General features: G+C 67.4%; 10 protein-coding genes. 6 read left to right on the forward strand and 4 right to left on the reverse strand.

Features of this window, described 5'->3' with window-relative positions; genetic code table 11:
* Together V5734_RS00005 and V5734_RS00010 are read left to right on the forward strand one after the other, a co-directional pair.
* The gene (locus V5734_RS00005) at positions 1–1,293 is read left to right on the forward strand and encodes an AAA family ATPase (protein WP_347309640.1); all 1,293 of its coding nucleotides are present in this window, start codon (positions 1–3) and stop codon (positions 1,291–1,293) included.
* A gap of 13 nt (positions 1,294–1,306) precedes the next feature.
* The gene (locus V5734_RS00010; RefSeq protein ID WP_347309641.1) at positions 1,307–2,428 is read left to right on the forward strand and encodes a ParB/RepB/Spo0J family partition protein; all 1,122 of its coding nucleotides are present in this window, start codon (positions 1,307–1,309) and stop codon (positions 2,426–2,428) included.
* 34 nt (positions 2,429–2,462) lie between these two features.
* On the opposite strand, the gene V5734_RS00015 is transcribed toward V5734_RS00010, so the two are convergent.
* Complete coding sequence (locus V5734_RS00015) at positions 2,463–3,503, reverse strand: tyrosine-type recombinase/integrase (RefSeq protein ID WP_347309642.1); 1,041 nt, start codon at positions 3,501–3,503, stop codon at positions 2,463–2,465.
* 224 nt (positions 3,504–3,727) lie between these two features.
* On the opposite strand from V5734_RS00015, the gene V5734_RS00020 reads away from it, so the two are divergent.
* Entirely contained in the window at positions 3,728–4,819 is a 1,092-nt protein-coding gene (locus V5734_RS00020; protein ID WP_432759617.1) for a helix-turn-helix domain-containing protein, read from the forward strand.
* Positions 4,820–4,933: 114 nt separating this feature from the next.
* The gene (locus V5734_RS00025) at positions 4,934–5,953 is read left to right on the forward strand and encodes a nucleotidyltransferase family protein (protein ID WP_347309644.1); all 1,020 of its coding nucleotides are present in this window, start codon (positions 4,934–4,936) and stop codon (positions 5,951–5,953) included.
* A 67-nt stretch (positions 5,954–6,020) separates the two neighbouring features.
* Here the strand turns inward: V5734_RS00025 and V5734_RS00030 are convergent, their stop codons facing one another.
* The gene (locus tag V5734_RS00030) at positions 6,021–9,164 is read right to left on the reverse strand and encodes an efflux RND transporter permease subunit (RefSeq protein WP_347309645.1); all 3,144 of its coding nucleotides are present in this window, start codon (positions 9,162–9,164) and stop codon (positions 6,021–6,023) included.
* Positions 9,165–9,185: 21 nt separating this feature from the next.
* A complete protein-coding gene (locus V5734_RS00035) occupies positions 9,186–10,292 on the reverse strand; it encodes an efflux RND transporter periplasmic adaptor subunit (RefSeq protein ID WP_347309727.1) in 1,107 nt (368 codons plus the stop codon).
* Positions 10,293–10,472: 180 nt separating this feature from the next.
* Between V5734_RS00035 and V5734_RS00040 the strand changes: the two genes are divergently transcribed.
* Positions 10,473–11,222, forward strand: coding sequence for a TetR/AcrR family transcriptional regulator (locus V5734_RS00040; RefSeq protein WP_347309646.1), 750 nt, complete (start codon positions 10,473–10,475; stop codon positions 11,220–11,222).
* Between the two features lie 7 nt (positions 11,223–11,229).
* On the opposite strand, the gene V5734_RS00045 is transcribed toward V5734_RS00040, so the two are convergent.
* Positions 11,230–12,102, reverse strand: coding sequence for a LysR family transcriptional regulator (locus tag V5734_RS00045; RefSeq protein WP_347309647.1), 873 nt, complete (start codon positions 12,100–12,102; stop codon positions 11,230–11,232).
* A gap of 792 nt (positions 12,103–12,894) precedes the next feature.
* On the opposite strand from V5734_RS00045, the gene V5734_RS00050 reads away from it, so the two are divergent.
* Positions 12,895–13,545: a winged helix-turn-helix domain-containing protein gene (locus V5734_RS00050; protein ID WP_347309648.1), complete on the forward strand. Its 651-nt coding sequence runs from the start codon at positions 12,895–12,897 to the stop codon at positions 13,543–13,545.
* The last annotated feature ends 162 nt before the right edge of the window (positions 13,546–13,707 follow it).

Genomic DNA, 13,707 nt, shown 5'->3' on the forward strand with positions numbered 1-13,707 from the left:
ATGTATACCCACGAAGACCTGGCCCGGCTCCAGGCCCAGTCCCTGAAGATGCAAAGCTGGATCCGCCAGCAGACCTTCAGCCCCGAAAACGTCAAGACGCTGCGGCGCTTTTCGTCCTGGGAAGTGTCCGAACTGATCTTCAAGATCAACCAGTCGACCTTCCGCGGGCGGCTGGCGGCGGAGCCCGACCTTCCCGGCGGGGAAGTGGAGCCGGACGGGCGGCAGCGCTGGTTCTCGCTCGACGAGATCAACGAACTCAGGCGGAAGATGAAGATCAACCGCAAGTCGCTGATGCCCGCCCGGCCCGCCGGCAAGCGCGCCTTCCGCGTCGCCGTCGCCAACTTCAAGGGCGGCGCCGGCAAGTCCACCGTGGCCCTGCACCTCGCCCATGCGGCGGCACTCGACGGCTACCGGGTGCTGGTGGTGGACTTCGACCCGCAGGCCACGCTCAGCCATTCGATGGGCCTGACCGACGTGGCGGAGGATTACACGGTCTGGGGCATCATGGCCCGCGACCTGATCCGCGAGACCGACCGCATGAACGCCACCACCACCGGGGCCGCGTCCGGAACCGCCCTGCCCCGCCGCCAGATCCCCGCCTCGATCCGCGATCTCGGGCTTGGTGAACTGCGCCACGCCGACTTCATCAAGCCGACCGCCTGGTCCACGATCGACATCGTGCCCTCTTGCGCCAATGCCGCCTTCGTAGAGTTCGCCAGTGCCCAGTACCGGCACCTGAACCCGGAATGGTCCTTCTTCGCCGCCGTGTCGCGCTATCTCGACGGGCTTGGCGACGACGACTACGACCTCATTCTCTTCGACTGCCCGCCCGCCATCGGCTACCAGTCGATGAACGCGGTCTTCGCCGCCGACATGCTCTATATTCCGTCTGGCCCCGGCTACTGGGAATACGATTCCACCACCAGCTTCATCGGCCAGCTTGCCGAGGCGCTTGAGGATCTTTCCGGCTTCGACGCGACCTTCCCCGCGGGGAAGATTACCCTGCCAAAGGCCTTCGCCGATATCCGCTTCCTGATGACGCGGTTCGAGACCGGCAACGACCTGCACCGCGCGATGTTCGAAGCGTTCCGAAAGGTTTTCGCGTCACATGTGGCCGAACACCCGATCGAGATGACGCGCGCGGTCGAACAGTCGGGCCGCTTCCTCTCCTCGGTCTACGAGATCGACTACCGGGAGATGACGCGGGAAACCTGGCGCCGGGCGCGGGCGAGCTTCGACCGGGCCTATGACGAATTCAAGGGCAGCGTCACCGCGGCCTGGGACAAGATCTGAGGAGGGGCGGACCATGAGCAAGAAGCGCCGCATGTTCGACATCGACATCCCGGTGGAGGTCGTGACCGACGGCCCGAAAACCTTCCCCGCGGGGAAGCTGGTCGAGGCCCCTGCCCGCCGCGGACCGATGGCCGCCGCCATCGCCGAAACCGCCGGCGCGTCGCGGGACCGCCAGGAGATCGAGGCGCAGATCCGGGCCGAGAACGACGCGCTCGCGCATGAGCATGTGCGGCTGAAGCGCCTCGGCCTCGTGGTGGAGTTGATCCCGCTCGACCGGATCGGGATGCAGAAGCTGGTGCGCGATCGCAAGAAGGGCCTCGACTACGAGTTGAAGGAGTTGAAGGCCTCGATCCAGGAGCTTGGCCTGTCGAACCCGATCCGGGTCGAGGCGCGCGCCGATGGCGGCTACGAACTGATTCAGGGCTACCGCCGGCTGAGCGCCTTCAGGGAGCTTCTGGAGGAAACCGGCGACGCGGAGCGCTACGGCGCGATCCCGGCCGCCGTCAGCCATCCGGGCGACAGCCTCGATGCGCTCTACCGCAAGATGGTCGACGAGAACCTTGTGCGGAAGGACATCTCGTTCGCCGAGATGGCGATGCTCGCGCTCGATTACGCGCGCGATCCCGATACCGGGGTGGACGATCCCGACAAGGCGGTCGCGGTCCTCTACAAGTCGGCGGGCTACCAGAAGCGCAGCTACATCCGCACCTTCATTCGGGTGGTCGAACGCTTGGGTGGAGAACTGCGCTTCGTCGAGGAGATTCCGCGCGCGCTCGGCCTTGCGCTGGCTCAGAAGCTCGATGAGGTCGACGGCCTCGTCCTGATGATCCGCGAGGCGCTGAAGGACTGGGACAACCGCTCCGTCGAGGACGAGCTGAACCTGCTCCGGCGGTTCACCGGCGATATTCCGGACGGCGACGACCGCACCTCGCCGGCGGTGGTGAAGCAGGCGGTGGCGGCGACCCGGCCGGCGAAGGCCAAGACCAGCTTCCAGTTCGACCGGCGCGAGGGTCGGGGGAAATGCGTCGCGGCGCGTGGCAAGCTGGAAATCCAGCTCGATCGCGACTTCACGACCATCGACCGCCGCCGGCTGGAACAGGCGGTGCGGATGATGCTCGACCAGTTGGACGGGTAGGGCAGGGGGCGGACCTTCCCCGCGGGGAAGGTTTCTACCCAAGCAGATCGGTCGCAGGGTTCTCCTCGATCTCCACATCCGCGTAGTACTTCTGCGCCTGCACGACCGAGCGGTGCAGCGACAGCTTCATCGCGGCGGCGAGCGGCGCGCCATCGAGCGCGGCCTGGGTCAGAAAGCCGGCGCGGAGCCCGTGCGGCGTGGCATAATCCTCCGGCAGGCCGGCCAGCCGCAGCCGGTGGCGCAGGATGACCCGGATCGCATCGGGTTTGAGGCGGCGGTCGAGCACGCGGTCGGCTTGGCTGACGGGGCGGAAGAGGGGACCGTCGGCGATTGCGGCGGCGCGGATCCAGTCCATGACGGCCTTCGCGGCGCGGCCTTTCAGCGGTAGGCGCGGGGCCTCGTCCTTCCGGGTGGTCTTGGTCTCCAGAAGCCTGAGCCAGATCAGGCCCTTGGTGGCGTAGTCGCCGGTGCCGATGTCCTCGCGGTGAAGCGCGGTGATCTCGCTCCGCCGCCGGCCGCCGGAGGCGAAGGCCAGCATCAGGATTGCCCGGTCGCGGAGACCCCTCAAGGAATAGTCGCAAGTTTCGATCAGGCTCTCCAGCACGTCGCGGGTCAGAGGGCGGGGCGATTTCGGCTTGCGCGGTCTTGCGGCCGCCCGGCGGGCCTTGATCCGGGTCGCGGCGACCAGCGGCGCGTCGAACGGGCTCGCCAGGTTGCGCATCCGGTGGAAGGCCCGCCATGAGGCGATGCGGCGGTCGAGCGTCGCCGGGGCGGGGCAGGCGAGGGTCCGCCTCAGCCCCGCGCCGATCAGCGCCAGCGCGGCGTCTTGCGCCTTGCCGGGCGTGTCGGAGAGATCGGAGGCATGGTCGAGGACGAAGCGCAGCGCCACGCGCTCCTCCTCGGGCCAGGCGAGGTCCTGCCCGAACCGCGCCCGCTTCCACGCGGCGATATAGACGAGGTCGCGCTCCCAGGCGCGGAGCGTGTTGTCCGGCGTGCCCTTGCGGAAAAGGTCACCGAGTGCGGCCTCGTCTTCGTCCGAGAGCGCGTGGGGCAGGGGAAGGGCAGGGGGCCTCATGTCGCGCCCCGCGTACGAGCCGGCGCTTTAACCCGCCTGAAAGCCGAGGCTGCGATCCTCTCTGGCATCCGCATCTCCCACGCCTTTCCTGCCCGAGTTGCGGCCCACTCTGCCCGAAATCGCGCGTTGATTTCAAGAGTCATGATAACGCATACTTATCATGATTGATTCGATCTCCGCGAACATGCTTGAGTGCTGTGCAAAATCATCCAATAGTGCGCAGCATGAGCCGAACCCATCAAACTCCCTTGGATGATCCAGACGATCCGGAGGCGGCAGCTGCGGGACTCTACGATCCGGACCCGGTCTCCGAAGAGAATCTCTGGTTCCTACCGGGCGAGGTCGCGGACGAGCTCGACCTCTTGCCGCCGGGGCCGCGGGCCGAGCGGCGGCCGCTCTTCGATCCGGCGGAATGGGGCGCGGCGCAGGACCGTCTGTCCGCGGACCTGGCGGAGCTTACGCTTCTCTTCGGCGCGCTCGACGAGCGGCTCCGCGCCGGGCCGCCCGAGCGGACCGCCGGCTGGCGCCACCGGCTCGCGCTTCTCGAGGTCGCCGATCTCGGCTGGTGGACCGGCGAGCGGATCGGGATCGAGCGGCTGGCACTCTGGGTCGGGCTCAGGCTCGGCGCGGTGGGCGCGGACGCCCAGGCGCTCGCGCGGGCCGGCTGGGCGGTGCGGCGGCTCTCCGGCGGGCCGGGGCCGGAGGCGGGCGGATGGGAGGCGGGGCTGACCGCCTTCCTGGGACGCAGCGCGCCGACGGGCGAGGAGGCCGTCGAAACCGTCTCTGATCTGGCCGAAATCATGGCCGGGGCAGGGGGGCTTCACCCGGTGACGCGGGCGGCGATGCTGTTTCACGCCTGGCGGATGCTGGGGCAGGGCGGCGCGACCGATGTGGAGGCCGCCGCGATGGCCGCCCGCCACGCCGCGACGATGGCGCGGGGCGGTGGCGCGCTGTTCCTGCCGCTCGCCCTGACCGGACCGACGGCGCTCCGCGCGGCCGGGGCCGTGCCGGACCGCCTGTCGCGCTGGATTGCCGGGGCGACGCAGGCGGTGCTCGCCGCTCTTCTGCACCTCGACCGGATCCGGGACTGGCAGGCGCGCGCCGAAACCGCGACCCGCGACCTGTCCGGCCGAACCCCGGCGCGGCTGATCGAGGCTCTGACCGCCTGGCCGATGCTCTCCGCCCCGATGGCCGAGGAGTTGACCGGCGCCTCGCGCGCGGCGGCGCAGCGCAACCTCGACACCCTTGCGGCGCGGGGGCTGATCCGCGAGGTGACGGGGCAGGGGCGCTACCGGGTCTGGGCGGCGATGGAGTGACCGACGCCACATGCGCCAAGCGGATTGGGCCGTGTGTGCATCGTGAAAAACATTGCTGCACACGCGGATTGTGTGTATCAATATCCTATTTGATGCACACAGTGGGCGTCCTTCATGGAAATCGTAGCGCACAGCCGACCGGCGCTGGTGGCCTACCAGGATCTTCTGCGCCTCCATCTTGACGAGCGCGCCGCCGGGTTCACGGGCAGCATCGAGGAACGGACGCGCAACGGGCGCACCTATCTCTATGAACGGTTTCGGCTTGGGACGGAGATGCAGAGCCGATACCTTGGCGAAGACACGCCTGAGTTGCGCGCCCGGCTGGAGAAGGCGCAGGCCCTCAAGGCGCAAGGCGACCAGCGCCGCGCGCGGATGACCCGGCTTGCAAGAACCCTGCGCGCCGAGGGGTTCGTGACCACCGATCGCGAAACCGGCTCGATGCTGCTGGCCTTTTCCCGCGTGGGCGTTTTCCGGCTTGGCGGGACGCTGGTCGGAACGACGGCCTACAGCCTCTATCAGGGCGAGCTTGGCGTGCGGATGGACTATGAGGAACTGGCGCAAACCGGCGATATCGACCTCGCCAGTTTCGAGCGGCTTTCCGTCGCACTGGAGGACAAGGTCGAGGAGAACCCCGGCGATATTCTCGCGACCCTCAAATTCGAGGCGGTGCCGGGGATCGCCGACCGGCAGGTCTGGAGATGGCGGCAAAGCCATTCCGAGGCGATGGTGGAGTTCCTGACGCCGGCCTTCGGCGAGGAATGCGTCAGACCGCTGCCGGCCCTGGGGGTGAGTGCCCAGGCTCTGAACTACCTGAACTTCCTGATCGCCGACCCCATTCCGGCGGTCGCGCTTTATCGCAGTGGCGTTCTGGTCCAGATCCCGCGGCCCGAGCGGTTCGCGATCCACAAGCTGATCGTGGCCGATCGCCGCCGGGGTGGACCCGACCACCTCAAATCCCGCAAGGATCGTGCCCAGGCGGCGTTCCTGATCGCTGTCCTGGCCGAAGACCGGCCCGACGAGCTTGCGGAAGCCTATCAGGACGCCCTGTCGCGCGGCCCGCGTTGGCGCACCCGCATGGCGGCGAGCCTCAAGCGGCTTCCCGAAACCGAAGCACGGCTTTCGGAGTTGCTGTAGCGATCACGGAACTTGGCGGGGAGGGCGGGCAAGGCCAGGTGCCCCGCCGCCCCCGGCCGGGCGTTCCTCAAACCACGTTGGTGTCGGGGGCTGGCATCCCGGCCTGGTCCCTGACCTTCGTCCTGCTGAAGATGCGCGCCACGATAACGAAGAAGAGCGGCACGAAAACGACGCCCAGAACGGTGCCCGTGATGGTTCCGCCCAGGACCGCGGAGCCGACGGCGGTGCGTCCGCCCGCGCCTGCGCCGGTGGACAGCGCGAGCGGCATGACGCCCAGCGAGAAGGCCAGCGAGGTCATGATGATCGGGCGGAACCGCTGGCGCGCCGCTTCCCTGACCGCGGAGTAGAGATCTTCCCCCGCCTCGAAGCGTTCGCGGGCGAATTCCACGATCAGGATCGCGTTCTTGCCGGTAAGGCCGATGACCGTCAGCAGGCCGACCTGGAAGAACACGCCGTTCTCGAACCCGAACCAGTATGCCGCACCCATCGTGCCGAGGACGCCGATCGGCATGGCCAGCATGACGGAAAAGGGAATCGCCCAGCTTTCGTAGAGGGCCGCGAGGCACAGGAAGATCGCGGCGAGCGAAAGCGCGTAAAGGAGGGGCGCCGAGCCGCCGGATTCCTGCTCCTCCAGCGACAGCCCCGTCCAGGCGACGCTGTAGCCGGGCGGAAGCTGGGTGACCAGGCGCTCGATCTCGGCGATGGCTTCGCCGGTGGACACGCCGGGCGCGGGCGATCCCTGGATCTGCATGGCCGGCACGCCGTTGTAGCGGTTGAGCCCCTGCGGCCCGTGTTCCCAGCTCTCGCTGGTGAAGTTGGCGAAGGGCACGAGATCGCCTCCGGCATTGCGGACCCGCCATTTCTGCAGGTCGGACGGGGTCGCCCGGCTGTCAGGCTCACCCTGCACATAGACCCGCTTGATCCGGCCGTTGTCGTTGAAATCGTTCACATAGGCCCCTGCCCAGGCGATATTGAGCGTGGTGCCGACATTGGCGGGCGTCACCCCCACGGCGCCTGCGGCGCGCCAGTCGATGTCGAGCTTGAACTGCGCCGCGTCCTCCAGCCCCGAGGGCCGGGCCGAGGCGATCAGCGGGCTTTGCGCGGCGAGGCCGAGAAGCTGGTTGCGCGCGTTGAGAAGCTGCTCATGCGTCTGGCCGCCCTGTGCCTGAAGGTAGAAGTCGAAGCCCGAGACGTTGCCGAGCTCGATGACCGAGGGCGGCACGATGGGAAAGACCATCGCATCGCGGATGCCCATGAAGGCGGGGAAGGCGCGCCCCGCCACCGCCTGCACCGACTGGCCGGGCGCGGGGCGTTCGTCCCAGTCCTTCATGCGGACGAAGGCAAGGCCCATGTTCTGGCCCTGACCAGCGAAGCTGAACCCGACCACGCCGAACATCGATTCGACGTTCTCGGCCTCGACGCCGGTAAAGTAGCGCTCGACCTCCTCGACCACCGCCTGCGTGCGCTCGGCCGTGGCGCCGGTGGGTGCCTGGATCAGGGTCATCAGGATGCCCTGATCCTCGTCCGGCAGGAAGCCGGTCGGCGTGTTCTGGAACAGGAACACCATGCCGTAGCCGAGTGCGGCATAGACGATCAGCACCCGGACCGGCCGCCGGACGAGATGGCCCACGGTCCCGGCATATCCCCCGGTCAGCTTCTCGAACCCGATGTTGAACCAGCCGAGCGGACCCCGGTGGGTGTGATGCGCGTCCTTGGCCTTGAGGATCGTCGCGCAAAGCGCCGGCGTCAGCGTCAGCGCCACGAGGACCGACAGCGCCATGGCCGACACGATGGTGATGGAAAACTGACGGTAGATGACGCCCGTGGAGCCACCGAAGAAGGCCATCGGCACGAAGACCGCCGACAGGACCAGCGCGATGCCGATCAGCGCGCCGGTGATCTGCCCCATCGACTTGCGGGTGGCCTCGCGCGGGGGCAGGCCCTCCTCCTCCATGATCCGTTCGACATTCTCGACCACCACGATCGCGTCGTCGACCAGAAGGCCGATGGCAAGAACCATGGCCAGCATGGTCAGCGTGTTGATCGTGAACCCCGCCAGCGACAGGATCGCGAAGGTTCCCAGGATGACGACCGGCACCGCCAGCGTCGGGATCAGCGTCGCGCGGAAATTCTGGAGGAAGAGCAGCATCACCAGGAACACCAGCCCGATCGCCTCGAAAAGCGTCTTCTGCACCTCGTGGATGGAGATCTCGATGAAGGGCGTGGTGTCGTAGGGGATGACATAGGTCACGCCTTCGGGGAAATACTGCTTGTACTCCTCGATGCGCTCCTTGACCCGCTCGGCTGTGTCGAGCGCATTGGCGCCCGAGGCGAGGTTCAGGGCCATGCCGGAGGCGGGCTGACCATCGAAGCGGGCGATGGTCGCGTAGTTCTCGGCGCCGATCTCGACCCGCGCCACGTCCTGCAGCAGCACGAGGCCGCCATCGGTCTCGGAGCGCAGCACGATATTGCTGAAGTCCTCGGGCGTCGACAGCAGCGACTGCGCGGTGATGGTGGCGTTGAGCTGCTGGCCCTCGGGCGCGGGCAGCGTGCCGAACGCCCCCGCCGAGATCTGCGCGTTCTGCGCCGCCACCGCGTTCACCACGTCCGAGGGCGTCATCTCGAAGGCGGCGAGCTTGGAGGGGTCGAGCCAGATCCGCATCGCGTATTGCGCGCCGAAGACCTGCGCGCCGCCGACGCCTTCGATCCGGCTGAACTCGTCCACAAGGTTGGAGTTGAGATAGTCGGACAGGTCGGCCTGGTCGAGCCGCCCGTCCTCGGAGATCAGCGCGATCACCATGAAGAAGGAGGAGGACGCCTTTTGCACCCGGACCCCCAGCCGCTGGACCGTTTCCGGCAGGAGCGGGGTCGCCTGGGCGAGCTTGTTCTGCACCTGGACCTGCGCCACGTCGGGATCGGTTCCGGCCTCGAAGGTGAGGGTGATGCTGGCCGTCCCCGCCGATGTCGAGGACGACGACATGTAGCGCATCCCGTCGAGGCCGGTCATCTGCTGTTCGATGATCTGGGTCACGGTGTTGGCGACGGTGTCGGCCGAGGCGCCGGGATATTGTGCGCTGATCCGCACCGAGGGGGGCGCGATCTGGGGATATTGGGCGACCGGCAGCGTGAAGATCGACAGAAGGCCGACCCCCATGATGAGGATCGAGATCACCCAGGCGAAGACGGGCCGGTCGATGAAGAAACGGGCCATGGCGGGCTCCCCGGGTTGAGATCAGTTTCCGGCCGGCGCGGCTGCGGCGGCCGCGCGCTCTTCCGGTGTGACGGTCATCCCGGACGAGACCTTCTGAAGCCCCGCGACGATGATGCGGTCGCCGGGCGCGAGGCCCTCGGTCACGACCCACTGGTTGCCCTGGTCGCGCTGCACGGTCAGTTCGCGGCTCTCGACCTGGTTGTCGGCATTCACCACCATCGCCACGGGCCGGCCCCGCCGGTCGCGCGTCACACCTTCCTGCGGGGCGAGAATCGCATCCTCGACCACGCCTTGCGGCATCACGACCTGGACATACATGCCCGGCAGGAGAAAGCTGTCGGGGTTGGGGAATTCCAGCCGCAGCACGATCACGCCGGTCTGTTCGTTCACATGCGGTTCGGCGGCGGCGAGGATGCCCTTGTGTTCGTATTCCCCGCCATCGGCGAGGCGCAGCGTCACGGTCGCGTTCTCGTCCCTGGCCATTTGCTGACCGGAGCGGCGCCAATGGAGAATCTCGGCGGCCGATTGCGTCACGTCGACATAGACCGGGTCGAGCTTGCGGATCACGGTCAGCGCCGCGGTCTGCCCGGCGGTCACGAGCGCGCCCTGCGTCGTCTGGCTGAGGCCGACCGTCCCCGAGATCGGTGCGCGTATCGTCGTCCGGTCGAGGTCGATCGTGGCGGCCAGCACCTGCGCCTCGGCCACCTTGACCGCCGCTTCGGCCACGTCGCGGGCCGCGACCGCGTTGTCCACGGTCTGCTGGCTGGTCACATTGCGGTCGAGCAGTTCCTGCTGGCGCGTCGCCTCGCGCTGCGCGGCGCGGACCTGCGCCTCGGCCTGGGCGAGGCCCGCCTCCGCCGCGGCCTTCGCGGCCTCGTAGCTTGCCGCGTCGATCCGGTAGAGCGGCGCGCCCTGTTCGACCGGCCCGCCCTCGTCGAAGAGCCGCTCGGTCACGATCCCGCTCACCTGCGGGCGCACCTCGGCGAGGCCCGATGCGGCGACGCGGCCCGGAAGCGTCGAGGTAAGGATCACGTCGCTGGCCTCGAGCGTCACCACGGTGACCGGCATCGGCGGGGGCTGGTTGCCCTGTTCCTGGGCTCTCGCCGGCAAGGCCGCCGCAAGCGCCATCGCCACGGCGAGGATCGGAAGGGGGGAATGGAGGACAGACACGGCAAGCTCCGGCAGGATACGTCCGCCGCGGCGGCGGATCGACGGGATTCGGAATAAGGAAACTGGATAGTTTTGTAAAGTTCGGATAGGTTGTCGGGGCGGATTCCCTTTGGGGAGACTACACGGGAGGGTGGCTGGATGCCCGAAAATTCGGCAGATTGCGGCGGCGGCAAGACGCGCAGGCGCGGCCGGCCGGTGCAGATGGACCCCGCCGAACGCGAGACGCTGGTGCTCGATTGCGCGATCGAATTGCTGTCGGAACGCGGGCCGGACGATGTGACGATGGCCGACATCGCCCGGCGGGCCGGTATGTCGAAGCGGACGCTCTACGCGCTTTACCGCAGCCGCGAGGAACTTTTGGGCGCGGGGCTGCAACGGATCGGCAAGACGCTGTTCCGTCCGCTCGCACCCGAGGAACGCGACGCGTCCCTTGAAGAGCGGCTGCGCATCCTGCTGAGCTTCGACACAAAGATGGAAAACCCCTCGGTCCCGCTCGAGATGCTGCGCGTCGTCATCGCCGAAGCGCGCAACTACCCCGAGATGAGCCGAAGTCTGAGCCGCACCGGCCCCGGCCAGGTCTGCGACATGCTCTGCGCCGAACTGGCCGGCGCAGTCGAGGCGGGTGAGATTGCCCTCGACCCGGACGACATCCCGGCCTCTGCGGAGCTTCTCGTGGACATGGTGGTCGGCAACACCATCCCCTGCCTGCTCGATCCCGAACGCCTGCTGCGCCTGCCGGAGGAAAACGCCGCCCGCAGGGACAGGGCGATCGCGATCTTCCTGAACGGGGTCCGCGCGCGCGAGAACGCGGAGGATACCGGCAAAGGGCGCGTTCAGGCCCGGTCTGCGGCAGAGGTTTCGGGATCGCCCGCATCGTCGAAGAGGTAAAGCTGGCTCACGTCTCTTTTGCCGACCTGTCCGCGTCCTGCCTGCCGAAGAAGTCGAGATAGTGCTTCTCTAGCTGGTCGATGACATGCGACCGCTTGGCGTAGGAACGCTCAAGCCGGATGGTGAGGTGGTTCATCACCGGAAACCCGTCCGCCTCCAGATAGGCCCGTTCGCCCGCGACCATGCTGCCCTCGACCAGGACGGCGACGCAGAGATTGGCGGTGACCGCCTGATGCTGGGCAAAGACGCTGCGACACACGCAGACCGGCCGGTAGCGGCGGTTCATGGCCTCCAGCGCCGCGACGAGCGGCAGTTCGTCCTGGTTGCGCTCGTCCCAGACCGCGACGGGCAGGGGATCGACCTTGCTCAGATCGACCGCCGCAGGCCCCACGACGACGAGCCGGTCGGTGAACGCCACGGGCCCGCGCGTGGGGCAGTTTCCCTCGGTCACGAAGGCGAGGTCGACCGACCCGTTGGCGATCCGCCGCGACAGGCCGAGGGAATCGTCGATCACGATGCTGATCGTGCCCTGCGGGAGAAGCTTCGCGAACTCGGTCATGACGTCCTTCAGGATCCGGTTCACATAGGCATCCGCCACCCCGACGACGACGATCCCCTCGAACGCCTTCCGCCGGAACAGCGCCATCGTCTCGTCGTGCATGTCCACGATCTCGCGCGCGGGCCGCAAGAGCGCCTTGCCGTATTCGGTGAGCGTGACCGGAGTCGCGCTCCGGTCGATCAGGGGCTGGCCGAGCAGCTCTTCGAGCCGCCTGACCTGCTGGCTCACGGCGGATTGCGTGCGGCCGACGATCTGAGCCGCGGCGGTGAACCCGCCGGAATCGGCGATGGCGAGGAACGTGCGGTAGAGTTCCGTGTCCATTAGCGTTCCTTATTGGGTGCATACGAACAATTTGTTTGATATTGACCGGCCGATCAATCAAAACTTGCCTACGTTCAGACCGGACGACAGCCACATGGAGTGTATTTCGGCACTTGGCAGTCCGGTCGGAGCGTGGCGACTGAAGCAACCAAGGACTTTCGACCGAGACTATAGCACGAAAGAGCTTTTCAGCTCTAAGTAATTGTTTTGTCTATGTTGCCATGGGCCGGTGGGTTTTCCGGCGTCGTGGCAGTGCGGTGGCGCGCGAGATTTGCCTCATGCCGATCCCGGTCGGCCGCGCCACCACCCATCCCCGATGCCGGACCGGCCGGATCAGGTCGGCACCGCGCGTGAACGGCGGTCGCGCCTTGCCGTGGCCGCACGAAAGGAAACGGCATGCAGAACGTTAATGCAAACGCAGCAATTTCGCGGCATGACACTTCGTCCCCGGCCGTGATCCCGCCCGCGAACAGGGCCCGTCGTCCGCTCATCCTTATCAAGGGTGGCGCATCGGCCCGCTTTCCGGACGCCTTGCCCGAAACCTCCACGGCCCCCGGCCGCCGCGGCGGACCCGTCGCCGCCTGTCTCCGCCTGATGCACACCGTCATGATGAACCGGACGGCGCGGAAGGTTGCCCGGATTGGCCGGCTGGCCGAAGCCGAGATGGGCTATCTGAGCGATCACATCCTTCGGGATATCGGGCTGCCCCGGGGCCGGAATAGCCGCGATCCGAGATTCTGATCAACGGTTCAGGCGGCAAGCCGCTTCCCCATGAATGAAAAGGAATGGACCATGTCCGTCACCTCCCTGGCATATGAACAGCCTGTTGCCGGCCCGGCACCGGTCGTCCAGATCGACGTCGGCTCGTTCCTCGCGCTCATGAGCATGGTCGCGAGGCATGTCGACCTCACCTCCGTCCAGCGGCAGCTGGCGACGAAAGCCAGCCCGGTTGCGGGAAACGTGACCGCGTTCAAGGGCGCATCCGCCGCCGGCCGCGCCGATCCGCACCCCGTCGCGGCAGCAGGGTCGGGCGACGCGCCGGAGGCCGCCCTGGTGAACATGCTGATCGGCGCGTTCGCCCCGACGGCCGGCACGGGGTCTCCGGATGTCGTGCCGCTCGCTCCGCCCGCACGGCCGCAGGTCCATCCATTCGGCAAGACCTGGCTGCATGTCGACGCGGCGAAGCTGGTCGATGCCGACGGGAGCGAGATACCGTTGACGGCGATGGAGTTCCGGCTGCTGAAGCTCTTCGCCGAGAATCGCGGCCGCGTGCTCAATCGCGACCAGATCCTCGAAGGGGCGCATGACCGATCCTGGGATCCGTTCGACAGGTCGATCGACATCCGCATCTCGCGCATCCGCAGGAAGATCGAGCACAACCCGCAAAAGCCCGAGGTGATCCGCACGGTGCGCGGTATCGGCTACATCTACGATCCCGCGTGACGCGCAGGGCCGCCTTGCCGATCCTTGATAAAAGTCAAATGGCGATTGTCAAAGTCATGTCATGCTCGGCTTTAACGTTGCCGACTGAGTGGCGGATGGCCACGACGGCGCATCTCTAGTTACCGGGCGAGGACCGGCATCTCCGGTCGGCGGTGTGACCTT

Origin of the sequence: Defluviimonas sp. SAOS-178_SWC, assembly GCF_039830135.1 — a bacterium.
Classification (GTDB): domain Bacteria; phylum Pseudomonadota; class Alphaproteobacteria; order Rhodobacterales; family Rhodobacteraceae; genus Albidovulum.